This window comes from Shinella sp. S4-D37, from assembly GCF_040812195.1.
Taxonomy (GTDB): domain Bacteria; phylum Pseudomonadota; class Alphaproteobacteria; order Rhizobiales; family Rhizobiaceae; genus Shinella.
In genome coordinates, this window is the sequence record NZ_JBFNXL010000005.1 from 829,472 (window position 1) to 847,475 (window position 18,004).

General features: G+C 66.5%; 14 protein-coding genes. 7 read left to right on the plus strand and 7 right to left on the minus strand.

All coding sequences use genetic code 11. The features are described from left to right. Positions 1-34: 34 nt before the first annotated feature. Entirely contained in the window at positions 35-1,774 is a 1,740-nt protein-coding gene (araD, locus tag AB3G45_RS11495) for an L-arabinonate dehydratase (protein WP_367830675.1), read from the plus strand. Between the two features lie 39 nt (positions 1,775-1,813). Here the strand turns inward: araD and AB3G45_RS11500 are convergent, their stop codons facing one another. From AB3G45_RS11500 to AB3G45_RS11510, 3 genes are read right to left on the minus strand one after another with little or no spacing between them, the layout of a single operon-like run. Beyond that, the gene (locus tag AB3G45_RS11500) at positions 1,814-2,635 is read right to left on the minus strand and encodes a transglutaminase domain-containing protein (RefSeq protein WP_367830676.1); all 822 of its coding nucleotides are present in this window, start codon (positions 2,633-2,635) and stop codon (positions 1,814-1,816) included. Positions 2,636-2,647: 12 nt separating this feature from the next. After that, positions 2,648-3,589: an alpha-E domain-containing protein gene (locus AB3G45_RS11505; RefSeq protein ID WP_367830677.1), complete on the minus strand. Its 942-nt coding sequence runs from the start codon at positions 3,587-3,589 to the stop codon at positions 2,648-2,650. Between the two features lie 4 nt (positions 3,590-3,593). After that, a complete protein-coding gene (locus AB3G45_RS11510; protein ID WP_367833560.1) occupies positions 3,594-4,988 on the minus strand; it encodes a circularly permuted type 2 ATP-grasp protein in 1,395 nt (464 codons plus the stop codon). Positions 4,989-5,324: 336 nt separating this feature from the next. On the opposite strand from AB3G45_RS11510, the gene AB3G45_RS11515 reads away from it, so the two are divergent. Continuing rightward, positions 5,325-6,209, plus strand: a complete 885-nt coding sequence (locus AB3G45_RS11515; RefSeq protein WP_367830678.1) for a DMT family transporter — start codon at positions 5,325-5,327, stop codon at positions 6,207-6,209. Between the two features lie 69 nt (positions 6,210-6,278). On the opposite strand, the gene AB3G45_RS11520 is transcribed toward AB3G45_RS11515, so the two are convergent. Then, positions 6,279-7,709 carry a DEAD/DEAH box helicase gene (locus AB3G45_RS11520; RefSeq protein ID WP_367830679.1) on the minus strand — a complete coding sequence of 477 codons (1,431 nt, stop codon included), beginning with the start codon at positions 7,707-7,709 and terminating at the stop codon, positions 6,279-6,281. A gap of 484 nt (positions 7,710-8,193) precedes the next feature. Here AB3G45_RS11520 and AB3G45_RS11525 point away from each other — a divergent pair, with 484 nt between their 5' ends. Continuing rightward, positions 8,194-8,646, plus strand: coding sequence for a host attachment protein (locus AB3G45_RS11525; RefSeq protein ID WP_367830680.1), 453 nt, complete (start codon positions 8,194-8,196; stop codon positions 8,644-8,646). Positions 8,647-8,652: 6 nt separating this feature from the next. Here AB3G45_RS11525 and AB3G45_RS11530 read toward each other — a convergent pair whose 3' ends face one another. Next, the gene (locus AB3G45_RS11530) at positions 8,653-10,248 is read right to left on the minus strand and encodes a trimethylamine methyltransferase family protein (protein WP_367830681.1); all 1,596 of its coding nucleotides are present in this window, start codon (positions 10,246-10,248) and stop codon (positions 8,653-8,655) included. A gap of 247 nt (positions 10,249-10,495) precedes the next feature. Between AB3G45_RS11530 and AB3G45_RS11535 the strand changes: the two genes are divergently transcribed. Then, on the plus strand, positions 10,496-14,134 hold the full coding sequence (locus tag AB3G45_RS11535) for a PAS-domain containing protein (RefSeq protein WP_367830682.1): 3,639 nt from the start codon (positions 10,496-10,498) through the stop codon (positions 14,132-14,134). Between the two features lie 4 nt (positions 14,135-14,138). Here AB3G45_RS11535 and mnmD read toward each other — a convergent pair whose 3' ends face one another. Then, entirely contained in the window at positions 14,139-14,861 is a 723-nt protein-coding gene (gene mnmD, locus AB3G45_RS11540; RefSeq protein WP_367830683.1) for a tRNA (5-methylaminomethyl-2-thiouridine)(34)-methyltransferase MnmD, read from the minus strand. Here mnmD and AB3G45_RS11545 point away from each other — a divergent pair. Next, positions 14,860-16,038 carry an NAD(P)/FAD-dependent oxidoreductase gene (locus AB3G45_RS11545; protein ID WP_367830684.1) on the plus strand — a complete coding sequence of 393 codons (1,179 nt, stop codon included), beginning with the start codon at positions 14,860-14,862 and terminating at the stop codon, positions 16,036-16,038. The genes mnmD and AB3G45_RS11545 overlap by 2 nt on opposite strands. Before the next feature lie 7 nt (positions 16,039-16,045). Here the strand turns inward: AB3G45_RS11545 and AB3G45_RS11550 are convergent, their stop codons facing one another. Beyond that, positions 16,046-16,420: a PRC-barrel domain-containing protein gene (locus tag AB3G45_RS11550; RefSeq protein ID WP_367830685.1), complete on the minus strand. Its 375-nt coding sequence runs from the start codon at positions 16,418-16,420 to the stop codon at positions 16,046-16,048. A 136-nt stretch (positions 16,421-16,556) separates the two neighbouring features. Between AB3G45_RS11550 and puuE the strand changes: the two genes are divergently transcribed. Together puuE and uraD are read left to right on the plus strand one after the other, a co-directional pair. Beyond that, positions 16,557-17,489 (plus strand): allantoinase PuuE, encoded by a 933-nt coding sequence (gene puuE / locus AB3G45_RS11555; protein ID WP_367830686.1) that lies wholly within the window; start codon positions 16,557-16,559, stop codon positions 17,487-17,489. Further along, on the plus strand, positions 17,486-17,983 hold the full coding sequence (gene uraD, locus AB3G45_RS11560; RefSeq protein ID WP_367830687.1) for a 2-oxo-4-hydroxy-4-carboxy-5-ureidoimidazoline decarboxylase: 498 nt from the start codon (positions 17,486-17,488) through the stop codon (positions 17,981-17,983). Before puuE ends, uraD begins: the two co-directional genes overlap by 4 nt. The last annotated feature ends 21 nt before the right edge of the window (positions 17,984-18,004 follow it).

The window sequence follows — 18,004 nt, forward strand, 5'->3', positions numbered from 1 at the left end:
ATCTTTCGGGCGGTCCCTTCGAGGACTGGAAGAGATGAAGAAGAAAGCTGAATGGCCGCGCAGGCTGCGCTCGCAGGAATGGTACGGCGGCACCAGCCGCGACGTGATCTATCATCGCGGCTGGATGAAGAACCAGGGCTATCCGCACGACCTGTTCGACGGCCGCCCCGTCATCGGCATCCTCAACACCTGGTCGGACATGACGCCGTGCAACGGCCATCTGCGCGAGCTTGCCGAGAAGGTGAAGGCCGGCGTCTGGGAGGCGGGCGGGTTCCCGCTCGAAGTGCCCGTGTTCTCGGCGTCCGAAAACACCTTCCGCCCGACGGCGATGATGTACCGCAACCTCGCCGCGCTCGCGGTGGAGGAGGCGATCCGCGGCCAGCCGATGGACGGCTGCGTGCTGATGGTCGGCTGCGACAAGACCACGCCGTCGCTGCTGATGGGCGCAAGCTCGGTCGACCTGCCGTCGATCGTCGTCACCGGCGGCCCGATGCTGAACGGCTATTTCCGCGGCGAGCGCGTCGGTTCGGGCACGCATCTGTGGAAATTTTCCGAAATGGTGAAGGCCGGCGAGATGACGCAGGCCGAATTCCTCGAGGCCGAGGCGTCGATGAGCCGCTCGTCGGGCACCTGCAACACGATGGGCACGGCCTCCACCATGGCCTCGATGGCCGAGGCGCTCGGCATGGCGCTGTCCGGCAATGCCGCGATCCCGGCGGTCGATTCCCGCCGCAAGGTCATGGCGCAGCTCACCGGGCGCCGCATCGTCCAGATGGTCAAGGACGACCTGAAGCCCTCGGACATCCTGACGAAAGAGGCTTTCGAGAACGCCATCCGCACCAATGCGGCCATCGGCGGCTCGACCAATGCGGTGATCCACCTGCTCGCCGTCGCCGGCCGCGTCGGCATCGACCTGACGCTGGACGACTGGGACCGGTGCGGGCGCGACGTGCCGACCGTCGTCAACCTCATGCCGTCGGGCAAGTATCTGATGGAGGAGTTCTTCTATGCCGGCGGCCTGCCGGTGGTGCTGAAGCGCCTCGGCGAGGCCGGCCTGCTGCACAAGGGCGCGCTGACGGTGTCGGGCGAGACCATGTGGGACGAGGTCAAGGACGTCGTCAACTGGAACGAGGACGTGATCCTGCCGGCGGAAGAGGCGCTGACGCAATCGGGCGGCATCGTCGTGCTGCGCGGCAACCTCGCCCCCAAGGGCGCGGTGCTGAAGCCCTCGGCGGCCTCGCCGCATCTCCTCACCCATCGCGGCAGGGCGGTCGTCTTCGAGGACATCGACGACTACAAGGCCAAGATCAACGACGACGCTCTCGATATCGACGAGACCTGCGTCATGGTCATGAAGAACTGTGGACCCAAGGGCTATCCGGGCATGGCGGAGGTCGGCAATATGGGTCTGCCGCCGAAGGTGCTCAAGAAGGGCATCACCGACATGGTGCGCATCTCGGATGCCCGCATGTCCGGCACGGCCTACGGCACCGTGGTGCTGCACACCTCGCCGGAAGCGGCCGTCGGCGGTCCGCTCGCCGTCGTCAGGAACGGCGACATGATCGAGCTCGACGTGCCAACCCGCCGCCTGCATCTCGACATTTCCGACGAGGAGCTGGCGAGCCGGCTCGCCGACTGGAAGCCGAACCACGAGTTGCCGTCCTCCGGCTATGCCTGGCTGCACCAGCAGCACGTCCAGGGCGCCGATACCGGCGCGGACCTCGATTTCCTGAAGGGGTGCCGCGGCAACGCGGTCGGCAAGGACAGCCACTGAATTTTTCGGGCGCGGTCGAGAGATCGCGCCCGTTTTGTGTCAGCTCTGGCTCTGCGACTGGCTCTGGCCGGCCGTCTCCACCGTGATGGCGACGCGCATCGTCTCGGCCGAGCGCCCGAGCACCATGCCCGAGACGGGCGCGGCGTCCTTGTAGTCGAGGCCGGCCGACAGCCGCACGTAACGCGCATCCGGGCAGATCTTGTTGGCGGCGTCGAAGCCGACCCAGCCGAGGCCCTGCAGGTGCACCTCCGCCCAGGCATGGCTTGCCGTCTGCTCCGGCGTCTCCATCAGCAGGTAGCCTGAGACATAGCGCGCCGGCAGGCCGAGATGGCGCGCGGCGGCAAGGAAGACATGGGCGTGGTCCTGACAGACGCCCTGCCTCTTCTCCAGCGCCTGTTCGGCCGTCGTGTCGGAGGCCGTTTCGCCCGGCTTATAGGCGACGGTCTCGTGGATGGCGCCCATCAGGGCATGCATGCGCCCCAGTTCGTTGTCGCCGCTGGCGGTTCCGGCGAGGTCGCGCAACAGCCTGCCGGGCCTGGTCAGCGGCGTCTCGCGGAGATAGAGCCAGAGCGGCACGAAGCCCTGGTGCGGGCCGAAGACGCCGGCGCGGTCCTCGGTCTCCACCTCGCCCTCGGCGACGATGCGGATACCCACCTGCTCGGCATTGGTGCTGACGAGATCGACATGGTTGCCGAAATGATCGGTATAGCCGGCCTCCAGCCGCGCGCCGTGCACGGTGGTCGACCATGCGCGCACCGTCTGGCCCGGCTGGGTCTTTGGCGTCAGGCGAAGCCGCTGCAGGGAATACTGCACCGGGTCGTCATAGTGATATTCGGTCGTGTGGCTGATCTTCAGTCGCATCGCTCGCCAGCCCTATCGATAGAAGCGGTAGCCTTCGGAGATTTCCTCCCCGAGGCGGTTGTTGTGCGCGATGAACTCCTCGATGAACTCGTGAAGCCCCTGTTCCATGATGTCGTCGATGGTGCGGCTTCGAAGCAGCATCAGCGTGGCGGACGCCGTTTCGTGCGCCGCGTGGTTGTCGCCGTAGAGCTTAGCCAGATAGCCGAGATTGCTGACGATCTTGTCGTAGCTGTAGGCGAGCGAGCGCGGCATGCGGTCGTTGAGGATCAGGAAGTCGGAGATGTTGGTCGAGGAATAGTCGCCGTCATAGACCCAGCTATAGGAACGGTGCGCGGAGACCGAGCGCAGGATCGATTCCCATTGCATGTTGTCGAGCGACGAGCCGACCTTCGCGATTGCCGGCAGCAGCACGTAGTATTTCACGTCGAGGATGCGGGCGGTGTTGTCCGCCCGCTCGATGAAGGTGCCGATGCGCGAGAAGTTGTAGATATCGTCGCGCAGCATGGTGCCGTGGAAGGCGCCGCGGATGAGGCCGGTGCGCCGCTTGATCGTGTCGATCACCTCGGGCATTTCCGCCGGGCGGATGCGCTTTGCCAGCATGTCCTTGAATTCGATCCAGCACTCGTTGGTCGCTTCCCAGGTCTCCCGCGTAAGCGCGGTGCGCACCATGCGTGCATTGTTGCGGGCCGATTCGATGCAGGACATCACGCTCGACGGGTTGGAGCAGTCGCGCAGCAGGTAGTCGATCGCGTCGGCGCCCGTGAGCTTGCCATGCACCGCGTCGAAATCCTCGCGCACGCCGGCGCTTTGCAGGACGCCGTCCCAGTCTTCGTCCGACGAGCCGGAGCGCGTCAGCGCCATGCGCAGGCCCGCATCGATGAGGCGGGCGATGTTCTCGCCCCGCTCGATATAGCGGAACATCCAGTAGAGGCCGTTTGCAGTTCTTCCCAGCATCGGCTCAGTCCTCCAGAACCCAGGTGTCCTTCGTGCCGCCGCCCTGGCTGGAATTGACCACCAGCGAGCCTTCCTTCAGCGCCACGCGGGTCAGCCCGCCGGGAATGATCTGCACCTTGTCGGACACGAGCACATAGGGCCGAAGATCGACATGACGGGGCGCGATGCCCTTGTTGACGAGGATCGGCACGGTGGAAAGCGAGAGCGTCGGCTGGGCGATGTAGTTCGCAGGCCGGGCCTTCAGCTTCTCGGCGAAGGCCGCGCATTCCTTCTTCGAGGCGGTGGGGCCGACGAGCATGCCGTAGCCGCCCGAGCCGTGCACCTCCTTCACCACGAGTTCGCTCAGGTGCTCCAGCACGTATTTCAGGCTGTCCTCCTCCGAGCAGCGCCAGGTGGGCACGTTTTCCAGGAGCGCCTTGCGGCCGGTATAGAATTCGACGATCTCCGGCATGTAGGAATAGATCGCCTTGTCGTCGGAAATGCCGGTGCCGGGGGCGTTCGCGATGGTGATGTTGCCGGCCTTGTAGACGTCCATGATGCCGGGAATGCCGAGTGCCGAATCCGGCCGGAAGGTGAGGGGGTCGAGGAAATCGTCGTCGACGCGGCGGTAGAGGACGTCGATCGCCTCGTAGCCGCGGGTCGTGCGCATCTTCACCTTGCCGTCGACGACGCGCAGGTCCGAGCCCTCGACCAGTTCCACGCCCATCATGTCGGCGAGGAAGGCGTGCTCGTAGTAGGCGGAGTTGAAGATGCCGGGGGTGAGCACGGCGACACGCGGCTTGCCCGAACAGCCGGGCGGGGCGAGCGAGGCGAGGCTCTGGCGCAGGAGCTTGGGATAGTCCTCGACGGGCCGCACCTTGTTGAGGTGGAACAGTTCGGGGAACATCTGCATCATGGTTTCCCGGTTTTCCAGCATGTAGCTGACGCCGGACGGTGTGCGGGCATTGTCTTCCAGCACGTAGAACTGGTCCTCGCCGGTGCGCACGATATCGGTGCCGACGATGTGGGTATAGACGCCGCCGGGCGGCTTGAAGCCGATCATCTGCGGCAGGAAGGCCACGTTGCGCTCGATCAGCTCGCGCGGCACGCGGCCGGCCTTGATGATCTCCTGCTTGTGATAGATGTCGTCGAGGAAGGCGTTGAGGGCGATGACCCGCTGCTCGATGCCCTGGGCGAGCCTGCGCCATTCGCGGCCGGAAATGATGCGGGGGATGATGTCGAAGGGGATGAGCTTTTCGGAACTGTCTTCGTGCCCGTAGACTGCGAAGGTGATGCCGGTCTTTCTAAAGAGGGTCTCGGCGTCCCTGGATTTGGCGATCAGGCGAGCCCGATCCTGTCCCTCGTACCAGTCATGGTAGTTTTCGTATGGCTGCCGCGGGCCTGCGTCCGCATTCATCATTTCGTCAAATGCCAAAGGCGTGTTCCCCTTTTTTTGCCATTTGAGTACAACATCAGGGGCAAAGCAAGAACCATGCTCAATGAGCGGGAAAGAATTCTCACACCGCTTTGGACGCGGCCGAACCGGCCGGCGGGACGGTTTTTCCGCGAAACGACCGTGCACCGCTCCGGCTTGCGGTAGGCGGGCGGGACACGATCTGCCAAAAACATGGGCAGATGCCGGAAAAGCCGCTTCGCCCGGTCTTTCGTTGAACCTAATCATCAAGGAAATTCCTTTGACCATCGTGGGGACGGAGCCTATCGCTCGCGCACCGATTGTCCTTTCGCCGGAAGTTCCATGTCCCTCGATCGCCTGGCCCCGGCCATCTTCGTCCTGCTCTGGTCGACCGGCTGGGTCGTCGCGAAATACGCGACCTTCGTTTCCGAGCCGCTGACCTTCCTTGCCATTCGCTACCTGACGGCGGCGGTGCTCTTTGCCGCCTTCTGCATCGTGACCGGCGCGGCCTGGCCGCGCGACCGGCACACGATCGTGCACGCCGTCGTCTCCGGCGCCTTCCTGCACGGGCTCTATCTCGGGGCGGTCTGGTGGGCGATCGGCGAGGGCGTGCCGGCGGCGCTTTCCTCCATCATCGCCGCGCTCCAGCCGCTGATGACGGCGCTCGCCGCGCCCTTCTTCATCGGCGAACGCTTGGGTCTGGCGCAGAAGGCGGGCCTCTGTCTCGGCTTCCTCGGCGTGTTGTTGGCCGTGCTGCCGAAATTCTTCGGCGCGGGTGCGGGGGAGATCCCGGCCTTCGCCATCGTCGTCAACATGATCGGCATGGCTGCCGTCACCTACGGCACGATCTACCAGAAGCAGCATCTCCATGCCGGCGACATCAGGGCCATCGCGACCCTGCAATATGGCGGGGCGCTCATCGTCACCGTGCCGCTGGCGCTGTGCCTCGAGAACCTGCATGTCGATTTCGGCTTCGCCTTCGTCGCGCTGCTCGCCTGGTCGGTGCTCGGCATCTCCATGGGGGCGATCCTGCTGCTGCTCTATCTTCTGCGCCGCGGCCAGGTTTCGCGCGCGGCATCGCTCATCTATCTCGTGCCGCCGATCGCCGCCCTCCAGGCCGCCGCCATCTTCGGCGAGGAACTGACGATCCCGATGATCCTCGGCACGGTCATCGTCGTGGTCGGGGTCTACCTCACCAACCGCAAGGACGTCGCGCCGGCGGAGTAGGGTGGCGGTTCGCCCAAACGAAAACGGCGGGCCGAAGCCCGCCGTTTCCTCAATCCGTAAAGCGATAGCTTACGCCTGTTCGCGGCGCTGGCCTTCCGCGCGGCGCGGCTTGCCGTGGTGGTTCGGGCGGCCCTGGCCGTTGCCGCCGCCGTGGTTGCGGTTCTGGCGCTCGCCCTGCTTCTGCGGCGGGCGGCCGCCATGGGCGCGCTTGCCGGCGGCAGGTGCCGCGCCCTCGGAAGCGGCCTGCGTGCCGTCGCCGAAGGGCTTGCGCTGGGGGCGCTGGCCGGCGCGGCCGTTGCCGGAACGCTGGCCGCCGCCATTGCCGCGGCCCTTGCCCGACTTGCCGCCGGGGCCGGCCGTCACGACGGCCGGGGGCTCGCCGCTCGCCACCGCGATCTGGATGCCCATCAGCTTCTCGATGTCGCGCAGGAGATGCGCTTCGTCGGGCGTGCAGAAGGCGATGGCGATGCCGTCGCGGCCGTTGCGGGCCGTGCGGCCGATGCGGTGCACATAGGCGTCCGGTACTTCCGGCAGGTCGTAGTTGTAGACGTGGGTGACGCCGGGAATGTCGATGCCGCGGGCGGCGACGTCGGTGGCGACCAGCACGCGGATCTCGCCGTCACGGAAGGCCTTGAGGGCGCGCTCGCGCTGGCCCTGGCTCTTGTTGCCGTGGATCGAGGCGGCCTTGAAGCCGATATGGTCGAGATGCTTCATCAGCTTCTCGGCGCCGTGCTTGGTGCGCGAGAAGACGAGCGACAGGCCGTCCGGATTGTCGGTGAGCGTCTTGCGCAGGATCTGCGCCTTCTGGTCCTTGCCGGGAACGTGGTGGACATACTGTTCCACCCTGTCGGCGGCCTTGCCGGGCGGCGTGACCTCGACCTTCTTCGGGTTGACGAGGTACTCGCCGGCCAGTTCGCCGATCAGCTTCGGCATGGTCGCCGAGAAGAGCAGCGTCTGGCGGTTCTTCGGCACCATCTTCGAAATCTTGCGCAGGTCGTGGATGAAGCCGAGGTCGAGCATCTGGTCGGCTTCGTCGAGCACGAGATAGCGGGCCTGGGTCAGCGTCACGGACCTGCGGTTGACGAGGTCGAGTAGGCGGCCGGGGGTGGCGACGAGGATGTCGGTGCCGCGCGAGAGCATTTCCGACTGCTTGTTGATCGAGGCGCCGCCGACGACGGTCACGACGCGCAGCGGCGTCTTCTTGACGAAGTCGCGCAGGTTGTCGGCGATCTGGTTCACCAGTTCGCGGGTCGGGGCGAGGATGAGAGCGCGGATGTTGCGCGGATCGGGACGGCGGGCATCGCCGAGGAGCTTTTCGATCATCGGCAGGCCGAAGGCGGCCGTCTTGCCGGTGCCGGTCTGGGCAAGGCCGATCAGGTCGCTGCCTTCGAGGACGAGCGGGATGGCCTTTTCCTGGATCGGCGTCGCTTTTTCAAAGCCGAGGGCGGAGAGCGTGGCGACGATGGTCTTCGAGAGGCCGAGGTCGTGGAATGCGGTCAAGTCAAATACCTTTCGGGGCGCCAAACGACTTTTCCATCCGCAGTCGGGACGCAAAACCGCGTCACACTTTGCTCGAACTGCTCCGGGCCGGAACCGCACCATGCGCTTCCGGTTTCGTCTGGCGTCAAGAACCCCGCGTGAATTGGGAACTTGTGGGTTGGTTGGCAATCGTCTGCGCAGTCATCCGCAAATGGGAGGCGGATCGTTCTCTTGCGCTTGTCCTTCTTAGCATCCCGTTGCAGGGATATCTCAGGCTCGCTCACGCGGCGGCCGAAGGGCGACGCTGCGGCTCATGTCGTTGTTTTGCGGGGAAAAGTCAAGTCCTAGTTTTCGCAGGTGCGAAAGGACCGGGTGCCGCCCGCGCCGGCCGGAACATGCGCCCGACCCGTGCGTTGGATCAACGCGCATCCTGCCACAATCCTGTCGGATGCTGCGCAGGGCGGATTCGCCCGCCTGTCCATGAACCTCGCTACGGGAGTGAAACATGACCGCTACGACTTGGATTCTCGCCGCTGACGGCAATCAGGCACGCCTTCTCAAGGGCGTGAACCTGATGAAGGATGGCCAGCAGAGCCCGGAGCAGGAGGTCTTTCGATGGGAGCCGAAGAAGGCACAGGACATCATGGCCGACAAGCCCGGCCGCAGCCGCTCCTCCGTGGGGCATGGCCGTTCCGCCATGGAATATTCGAGCGATCCGGTGCGCGAGGAGCAGCAGAAGTTCACCGCGGAAGTCGCCGGCCGCATCGATGACTACGCGGCCGAGGGGGCTTTCGATCGACTGGTCGTCTGCGCCGCGCCGCAGACGCTCGGCGACCTGCGCAACAAGCTCTCCGACAAGTCGCGCACGCTGACCATGGCCGAGATCGACAAGAATTTCTCCAACCTGCCGACGGAGAAGCTGATCTCCTCCGTCCGCTCCATCATGTTCAATGCCTGACCTAATCTAGAAATCCGTCGGAACGCCGCCCTCTTCCTTGCGCCTGGCGACGAACGCTTCCAGTTCGTCGCCGATCGCCGGGTCGAGCGGCGGCTTTTCGTAGGCGGCGAGCTTTTCCTTGAAGACCCGGTTGGCGTGGTCGTAGGTGGTCGGGCGGCCCGCTTCCGTCCAGGTCTCGAAATTGCGCCAGTCCGACAGGATCGGCGAATAGAACGCCGTCTCGTAGCGGGCGAGCGTGTGCGGCGTGCCGAAGAAATGGCCGCCCGGGCCGACGTCGCGCACCGCCTCGATGCCGAGCGCCTCGGGGCTGACGTCGAGCGGCGCCAGGTATTCGGCCACCATCTGCAGCATGTCCACGTCGAGGATGAACTTCTCGAAGGAGGCTGTCAGGCCGCCCTCGCTCCAGCCGGCGGAATGCATGATGAAATTGCCGCCGCCCTGAGTCAGCGCCCAGAGCGAGAAGGCGGATTCATAGGCCGCCTGCGCATCCACCGTGTTGGAGGCATTGGTGTTCGAGGTGCGGTAGGGGATGTTGTACTTGCGTGCGAGCTGGCCGCCGGCGATCACCGCCTTCATGTATTCCGGGGTGCCGAAGGCGGGCGCACCTGTCTTCATGTCGACATTGGAGGTGAAGCCGCCATAGATGACCGGCGCGCCGCGGCGCACCATCTGGGTGAAGGCGATGCCGGCCAGCGCCTCGGCGTTCTGCTGCACGACGGCGCCGGCGATCGTCACCGGCGCCATCGCGCCGGCCAGCGTGAAGGGCGTTACCACGACGACCTGCCCCCGCGACGACATCTCGATGATGCCCTGCAGCATCGGCCCGTCGAGGCGCAGCGGCGAGGAGGTGTTGATGATGGTGAAGAGCGAGGGCTCGCGCTCCATCTGCTCCATCGAGATGCCGCGGCCGATGCGGGCGATCTCGATGCCGTCGAGATTGCGCTGCCGGCCGAGCGAATAGACGTGGAACACCTTGTCGGTCAGCGTCACGAGGTCCGACAGGCAGTCGAGATGGCGGACGGAAGCGTGGAGGTCGACCGGCTCGACCGGGTAGCCGCCCGTCGTGTGGATGACGTCGTAGCACTGGGCGAGTTTCACCAGCTTGCGGAAATCCTCCTGGTTCCCGGCGCGCCGGCCGCCCTCGCGGTCGGCGACGAAGGGGGCGGAGGCGACCTGTGCGAAGACGAGGTTGTTGCCGCCGATCGCCACATTGCGTGAGGGATTGCGTGCATGCATCGTGAAGGCGGGCGGAACGCAGGCCATCATGTCCAGGATGAGGCCGCGGTCGAAGCGCACGCGGTCCGTGCCGGGCGTCACCTCGGCGCCGGCCGCCTTCATGCGCTCGCGCGCTTCCGGCAGGATGATGTCCATGCCGATCTCCTCGAGGATGGCGAGCGAGGCCTGGTGCACGGCCTCCAGCGCATCCTCGGAAAGCACGGCGGAGGGAGCGGTCGTGTTGACGAGGTTGAGGTATCTGGAGGTGGTAGGCGCCCGGCGGGTGCGTTCGGCACCGCGCCCGCCGCTGCGGCGCCGGCGTTCAACGGGCGTCTCGGACGCCTCCGGTTGTTCGAGGTGATTTTCGAGTTTGATCACGTCGCCCATGTGCAGCGCAGCCCCGGTCTGGTTTGCCTCCTGCCCTTGTCGCATATCCCGCGGCGATGCGCCCCCGCCATTTGCGACAGCGAAGCGCCCTGGTGGATAAGTGGCGGCGCGGCCGCGTCTTTTCGACACGCGCCGTCCCGGATGCGTGACTTCCGGCAACGAAGGGTTAACCATCCGTTCAAGGATTGATGATACTCCCCGAGGGGTATCAATCTCTCCCTCCGTCCCGCTTCGGGGAGCACTTGGCGTGGCTGAATCTCAAGACGAATTGCTGGTGGCGGCCTGTGCGCGCGTTCGCGAACACCCGTATCCGGCATACGTCAAAAGCAGCGAATTGCGCTATCTGGCGGTGAACGAGGCCTATGCCCGCCTGTTCGGTCATGGCTGCGCGGAGATGATCGGCCTGACCAGCGAGGAGATTGGCGAGACGCCGGGCCATGGCGACCGGGACGAACCGGAACGCCGCTGCCTGATCTTCGGAAACCCCGAGCGGGCCCGTTATCTGCACCCATTCGGTGGCGGAAGCTTCGATGTCGCCATGAAGCGCGAGCGGATCTCCGCGAGCCTGTCGGTGCTCGTCGGCCTCTTCACGCCCTCGCTCGACGCGCTGGCCGCCAGCCTCGGCGCCGTCGCCAATGGGAACGGCGAAGCCGCCGGGCCGGACCGCGACGACGCCTTGCCCGCCGACCATGTGGAACGGGCGCTCGACGCGCTCGGCGCGGGGGTCGCCGTGTTCGGGGCGGACAACCGGTTGCGTTACGCCAACCGCAGCATGCGCGAGTTCTACCGGGTGCTCGTGGGCGATCTTGCGGACGGCCCGGTCAGCCTTGCCGCGCTCACGCATGCGCTGCACGATGTCGAGGTGGGGCACGCTTCCGAAGCCGAGCGCGAGCGCTGGGTCGCCGCGCGGATCGCCAGCTACGACCTGCCGCTGCAGGAAGGCGTCGTGCGCCTTGCCGGCGGCTGGACGCGCCTCGTCACGCAGCGCCGGCCGGACGGCACCTTCGTCGCGCTGCGCATCGACGTGACCGCGCTGAAGGAGAGCGAGGGGCGGCTGAAGCAGCACTCGCAGGAGATCAGCCTCTACCGGGCGCTGCTCGACGAGTTGCCGGTCGCAAGCTTCATGCGCGACGAGAGCCAGCGCATGATCTTCGCCAACCGCGCCTATGTCGCGCTGACCGGCCGGCAACCGGAAGAACTGCTCGGCCTCACCACGCGCGAGATGTATCCGGAGCAGGGCGAGGAGTTCCACGCGCAGAACCAGACGGTGCTCGACACCGGCGAACTGCTCGAGAGCGAGATCGAGTATATCCGGGCGGACGGCTCGGTGCTGCCGACGATCTCGCGGCTCTACCGGGTCACCACGCTCGACGAGAAGAACTACCTTATCGGCTCCATCACCGACACCACGGTGCTGAAGAAGCGTGAACGCCAGCTCATCGAGGCCCAGCGCCAGGCGGAGGCCACCAAGGCGGCCCTCGAAAGCATCGTGGAATCGCTGCCCGTCGGCATCGTCGTCGTCGATGAGGCCGGCACCATCGAACTGGTCAACGGCGCCTTCGAGGAATTGTGGGACGGCGCGCTGCCGCCGATGAAGGGCAGGCCGCTCGATGAGCTCCTGCGCTTCCAGCAGGCGCAGGGCGGCTTCAGCGGCGAGGATGGTCCGCACGCCGCGGAACATGCGGCGTGCATTTCGGACATCCGCGGCGGCCACGCGCCGGTGCGCGAGGTCACCTATGCCAGCGGGCGGACGGTGATCGAGGCCGGCTGCGCGATTTCCGGCGACCGCTGCCTTCTGACCTATATCGACATTACCGAGCGGCGCGAGCGCGAGCGCGAGGTGCTGGAGACCCGCAGCGCCCTGGAGGAGGTCGGCAGCCTCGTCAAGGATGCGGTTTCCTCGATGAGCCAGGGCCTCCTGATCATCGAGGATGGCGTGGTGGTGCTCTCCAACGAGGCGCTCTCCACGATGATCGCCATGCCGCGCGAACTCTTGCAGCCGGGCGCGCTCGTCAAGGACGTGCTGCAAAGCTGCATCGACCGCAAGATCGACGGCTTCCTCGGCGAGGAGCCCGTCGATGCCAGCCGGTTCGGAGAAATCCTCTTCACCGGCAAGCCCGCCTCGCTGACCGTTTTCAGCGGCTACCGGCGCTGGCTGCGCCTCGACGTGACGCCGACGAGCCGCGGCCGCGACGTCATGGTCTTTTCCGACATCACGGACCTCAAGAGCCGCGAGGACGAGCTGCGCCGCCTCGTCGAGCGCGCCGAGACGGCCGACAAGGCGAAGTCGGAGTTTCTGGCCAATATGAGCCATGAGATCCGCACGCCGATGAACGGCGTGCTCGGCATGGCGGAACTGCTCGCGAAATCGAACCTGGACACGCGGCAGAAGACCTTCATCGATATCATGGTGAAATCCGGCAACGCGCTGCTCACCATCATCAACGACATCCTCGATTTCTCGAAGATCGACGCCGGCCAGATGACGCTGCGTGCCGTCACCTTCAATCCGGTGGAGGCGATCGAGGACGTGGCGACGCTGCTGTCCGCGAAGGCGGCGGAGAAGGATATCGAGCTCGTCGTGCGCGGCGCTGCCAACATGCCGGCGATGGTGATGGGGGACGCGGGCCGCTTCCGCCAGATCGTCACCAACCTCGTCGGCAATGCCGTCAAGTTCACCGATCGGGGGCACGTTCTCATCGACCTTTCCTCGCAGGCGGGCGAGGATGACGGCGTGGAGATCGTCGTCCGCGTCGAGGATACGGGCGCGGGCATTCCGGCCGAGAAGATGGAATCGATCTTCGAGAAATTCTCGCAGGTCGACGCCTCCTCGACCCGCCGCCACGAGGGCACCGGCCTCGGCCTTGCCATCACCGACGGGCTGACGCGCCTGTTCGGCGGTACGCTCACGGCGACCAGCGAGGTCGGCAACGGCTCGGCCTTCACGGCGCGCCTGCCGATGGCGCTCGCCGTCGCCGCGCTGCCGGCCCGCATCGTGCCGGCCAGGGCGCCGGGCGCGCGCATCCTCGTCGTCGACGGGCACGACCTGTCCCGCAAGGCCTCGTACGACATGCTGCTCGACTGGGGTTTCGATGCGACCGCCGTCGGCTCCGAGACGGAGGCGCTTGCCGTGCTCGCGGCGGCCGGCGACATGGGCGTCTCGGTGGACGCCGTCCTCATCGATTATCACCCGGATCGCGCGCCCGATTTCGTGCGGGCCCTGCGCGACGGCGCAAGGACCGCCGGCATCGCCGTGATCGTGCTCACCGCCATGACCCTTCCGGCCGACGACCGGCTGCTCGCCTCGACGGATATCCAGGCCCATCTCATGAAGCCGGTGCGGGCCGACCTCCTGCGCGAGACGGTGTCGGAGGTGCTGCGGGCGATGCGCGGACCGAAGACGCCGGCCCAGGCCGCGGGCAAGGTCCTGCCGCTGCGCCCGCATCCGGCCGCCGGCAACGCCGCGGCCGCCGAGGGCGAGATCCTGGATGTGCTGGTGGCCGAGGACAACGAAGTCAACCAGATCCTCTTCACCCAGATGCTGATGGCCGCCGGCTTGCGCTTCCGGCTTGTGGAGAACGGCAGGGAGGCGGTCGAGGTCTTCCGCGCCGCCCGCCCGGGCATGATCCTGATGGACATTTCCATGCCGGTGATGAACGGCCTGGAGGCGAGCCGCGCGATCCGGGCGATCGAAAGCGGCTCCGGCCGCCGGGTGCCGATCGTCGCCGTCACCGCCCATGTGCTCGACGGCGACCGTGAGGATTGCCTCGCCGCGGGCATGGACGATTACCTGACCAAGCCGATCAGCATCGAGAAGCTGGAGGAAAAGCTCGACCGCTGGCTGAAGCGCGGCGACAGGGAAGCCGCCACCGGCGCGCTGGCCTGACCGGTCAGGCCGCCGGTCTTTCCCCGCACAGCATCTCGCGCTTTCCGGCAAAGCCCGGCCGGCGCTCCACGACGAAGCCGGCGGCCGCAAGGTTGCGCCGCACGAAACCGGCCGCCGCATAGGTGCCGAAGCGCCCGCCGGGAACGGTGAGGCGGAAGACCGCAGCCATCAACTCGGCCGACCACATGTCCGGATTGCGCGCCGGCGCGAAACCGTCGAGGAACCAGGCGTCGAAAGGTACCGTCTCGGCCGCGAGGCTTTCGAGCGCTGCGCCGCAGACGACCGTGAGGCGGACGCCGGGCGCAAGGTCTATCTCGATGCGTCCTGCCGGCGTTTCCGGCCAGTTGGCGATGAGGGCGGCGCGCTCGAGCGCGATCTCCGGCCAGTGCGCGAGCGCCCGGGCGATATCGGCGCGCGCCATGGGAAAGCGCTCGAAGGAGGTGAAGTGGAGGCGTGCGCCCTGCGGCGCCGTCTCGCGCCATTGCCGCCAGGTCTCGCAGAGGTTGAGGCCGGTGCCGAAGCCGAGTTCGGCGATGCGGAACGGCTCTGTCCGCTGCCAGCGGTCCGGCAGGCCATTGCCGGCAAGGAAGACATGGCCGCATTCCAGCCGGCCGTCGCTGCGGCAATAAAAGTGGTCGTCAAAGGCCCGGGAATAGGGCATATCGCCGTCGTGCCAGTCGAGGACGGCTTCGGTCTGCGGCGCGTTTTCAGGATTGTGATCAGCCATGGCGAATGCCGATAGTCGCGGGAAGCCCGCCGGTCAACCGGCCGTGGACCTCATCGTCGCCGGCGGCGGGGTGATGGGCCTGTGGACCGCGCTTTTCGCCGCCCAGCAGGGCCTGTCCGTGCATCTTGCCGAGCGGCGGGCGATCGGGGCCGGCGCCAGCGGCGGCGTGCTCGGCGCGCTGATGCCGCACCTGCCGGACCGCTGGAACGCCAAGAAGGCCTTCCAGTTCGCCGCGCTGGTCTCGCTCGAAGCGGAGATCGCGGCGCTGGAGGCCGAAACCGGGCTTTCCGCCGGCTATCGCCGCTCCGGCCGCCTCATTCCCCTTCCCAGGCCGCACAACCGCGCCATTGCGCTCGGCCATGCGCAGGATGCGCTTTCCGTCTGGACGGCGCCCGGCCGCGCCTTCGCCTTCGAGGTACTGGATGCGACGCCTTTCAGCGGATGGCCGGCCGGGGCGGCGATGGCTAGCGGCCTCGTCCACGACCGTCTCGCCGCCCGCCTTTCGCCGCGGGCGCTGCTTGCCGCCTTGCGTGCCGCCCTCGCGCGCCTGCCGAATGTCACGATCCGCGAGGGGGCGGGGCTGCGGTCGCTGGACCCCGCCACGGGCATCGCCCGGTTCGACGATGGAACCAGCATGACCTTCGGCCATTGCGTGCTTTCGGCCGGCGTCGAGACCTTTGCCTTGCTCGCGCCGCTGGTTCCCCCGCTGGCAAGGCCGATGGGAAGCGCGGTGAAGGGGCAGGCGGCGCTTCTGAAGGCGTCCGTCGATCCGGCGCTGCCGGTGATCTTTGCCGACGGGCTCTACATCGTACCGCACGAGGACGGCCTCGTCGCCATCGGCAGCACCAGCGAGAACAGCTTTGCCGATCCCTGCGCCACCGACGGCCTTCTCGACGCGCTGATTGCCAAGGCGCGGCAGATGGCGCCGGTCCTGGCGGATGCGCCGGTCGTCGAGCGCTGGGCGGGGCTGCGACCGAAGGCGATCGGCCGCGAGCCGATGGTCGGCCTTCATCCCGACCATCCAACCGTCAGCCTGATGACCGGCGGCTTCAAGGTGAGCTTCGGCCTGGCGCATGAACTGGCGCGGGCGGTGCTGGACGAAATCAAGGGCGGCACGCTCCGCGTACCGCCCTCCTTCACCGTCGCGGCCCACGTCGAGGAAGCCGCGCGCGTATGATCCCGCCTTACATCCAGTAGGGCGGCACGCCGTAATAGTCGTGGATCACCTTGCCGTTGCGGCGGTTCCAGTCGTATTCGGCATCGCTTTCGTAGTGCGGCGCGCGCTCGACCTGCTCCTTCGTCACATCGACGCGGTAGCCGCCGAGGCCCTCGTCATAGCTCAGCTTCGCCCAAGGCAGCGGATAATGATCCTGGCCGAGGCCGAGGAAGCCGCCGAAACTGAGAACCGCATAGGAAACATGACCGTTGCGCTTGTCGAGGATCAGGCGTTCGACTGAACCGATATGCTTGCCATCGGCGCCATAGACGCTCGTGCCCTCCACCTTGTCGCTGGCGATCAGATCCTGGGTTTCACGAATGTTTGCATCCTGCATGGCCATAGGTGTTTCTCCTTGCTTGTGATGGACAGGAAACGGGACAAGGCGGTAATGGTTCCTTTTGCGAGGGTATGCATCGGATTCCATTCGGCTTCCGATCGCCCGCAGCCCCGGTGCCGCTCATTGTCGAGGTGATCGAATGACTGAGAAGACCTATCCGCGCGACCTGATCGGCTACGGCCGCATGCCTCCCAAGGTGCGCTGGCCGGGCGATGCCAACATCGCCGTGCAGTTCGTCATCAATTACGAAGAGGGCGGCGAAAGCTGCCTGCTCGATGGCGATCCGGCCTCGGAGAACCTGCTGTCGGAAATCGTCGGCGCGCAGCCCTGGCCGGGCCAGCGCAACCTCAACATGGAATCGATTTACGAATACGGCGCGCGCGCCGGCTTCTGGCGCCTGCACCGGCTGTTCACCAGCCGCGACGTCACCACCACCGTCTACGGCGTGACGCTCGCCATGGCGCGCAATCCGGAAGCCGTGGCCGCCATGAAGGAAGCAGGCTGGGAAATCGCCAGCCACGGCTATCGCTGGCTGGAATACAAGGACTTTTCCGAGGAGAAGGAGCGCGAGCACATCCGCGAGGCGGTGCGCCTGCACAAGGAACTGACCGGCTCCCATCCGCTCGGCATGTACCAGGGCAAGCCTTCCGACAACACGCTTCGCCTCGTGATGGAGGAGGGCGGTTTCGTCTATTCCTCCGATTCCTACGCCGACGACCTGCCCTATTTCGTGCCGGGCCTCGACGGCGAGCCCTTCCTGATCATCCCCTATACGCTCGAAACCAACGACATGCGGTTTGCGACGCCCCAGGGCTTCAACACCGGCGACCAGTTCTTCACCTATCTGAAGGACGCCTTCGACGTGCTCTACCAGGAGGGCGCCGAAGGCAGCCCGAAGATGCTGAACATCGGCCTGCACTGCCGCCTCGTCGGCCGCCCGGGCCGCGCCGCCGCGCTCGCCCGCTTCGTCGATTACGTGCTCGGCCACGAAAAGGTCTGGATCCCGCGGCGCATCGACATCGCGCGTCACTGGATCGAGCACCATCATCCCTCGAAGGCGAGGGGCGCATGATCGACCGAGCCGATTTCCTCGCCCGCTTCGGCGGCGTCTTCGAGCATTCGCCCTTCATCGCCGAACGCGCGCTCGATGCCGGGGCCGTCGCAACGCCGCTGACGGCGGCGGGCATCCATGCCGCGCTCGTCACGGCGTTCCGCAAGGCGAGCGATGCCGAGCAGCTCGGCGTGCTGCGCGCCCACCCGGATCTTGCCGGCAGGCTGGCGATCGCCGGCGAACTGACGGAGGACAGCCGCAACGAGCAGGCCGGCGCCGGCCTCGACCGGCTTTCCCCGGCCGAGCACGCCCGCTTCACGGAGTTCAACACCGCCTATACGGAAAAGTTCGGCTTTCCCTTCATCATCGCGGTGAAAGGGCTTACCAAGGACGACATCCTCGCCGCCTTCGAGACCCGTATCGGCAACACGGCGGCGGTAGAGTTCGAAACCGCGAAAACCCAGGTGGAGCGCATCGCGCTCCTCAGATTGACCGCCGCGCTGCCCGGAGAATGAACATGCCCGACCACCAGAGAC

Bases quoted from the DNA above. Each gene is read 5' to 3' on its own strand.
- araD (WP_367830675.1), top strand. From the start codon at position 35: ATGAAGAAGAAAGCTGAATGGCCGCGCAGGCTGCGCTCGCAGGAATGG.
- AB3G45_RS11500 (WP_367830676.1), bottom strand. From the start codon at position 2,635: ATGCGACTGAAGATCAGCCACACGACCGAATATCACTATGACGACCCG.
- AB3G45_RS11505 (WP_367830677.1), bottom strand. From the start codon at position 3,589: ATGCTGGGAAGAACTGCAAACGGCCTCTACTGGATGTTCCGCTATATC.
- AB3G45_RS11510 (WP_367833560.1), bottom strand. From the start codon at position 4,988: ATGATGAATGCGGACGCAGGCCCGCGGCAGCCATACGAAAACTACCAT.
- AB3G45_RS11515 (WP_367830678.1), top strand. From the start codon at position 5,325: ATGTCCCTCGATCGCCTGGCCCCGGCCATCTTCGTCCTGCTCTGGTCG.
- AB3G45_RS11525 (WP_367830680.1), top strand. From the start codon at position 8,194: ATGACCGCTACGACTTGGATTCTCGCCGCTGACGGCAATCAGGCACGC.
- AB3G45_RS11530 (WP_367830681.1), bottom strand. From the start codon at position 10,248: ATGGGCGACGTGATCAAACTCGAAAATCACCTCGAACAACCGGAGGCG.
- AB3G45_RS11545 (WP_367830684.1), top strand. From the start codon at position 14,860: ATGGCGAATGCCGATAGTCGCGGGAAGCCCGCCGGTCAACCGGCCGTG.
- mnmD (WP_367830683.1), bottom strand. From the start codon at position 14,861: ATGGCTGATCACAATCCTGAAAACGCGCCGCAGACCGAAGCCGTCCTC.
- AB3G45_RS11550 (WP_367830685.1), bottom strand. From the start codon at position 16,420: ATGGCCATGCAGGATGCAAACATTCGTGAAACCCAGGATCTGATCGCC.
- puuE (WP_367830686.1), top strand. From the start codon at position 16,557: ATGACTGAGAAGACCTATCCGCGCGACCTGATCGGCTACGGCCGCATG.
- uraD (WP_367830687.1), top strand. From the start codon at position 17,486: ATGATCGACCGAGCCGATTTCCTCGCCCGCTTCGGCGGCGTCTTCGAG.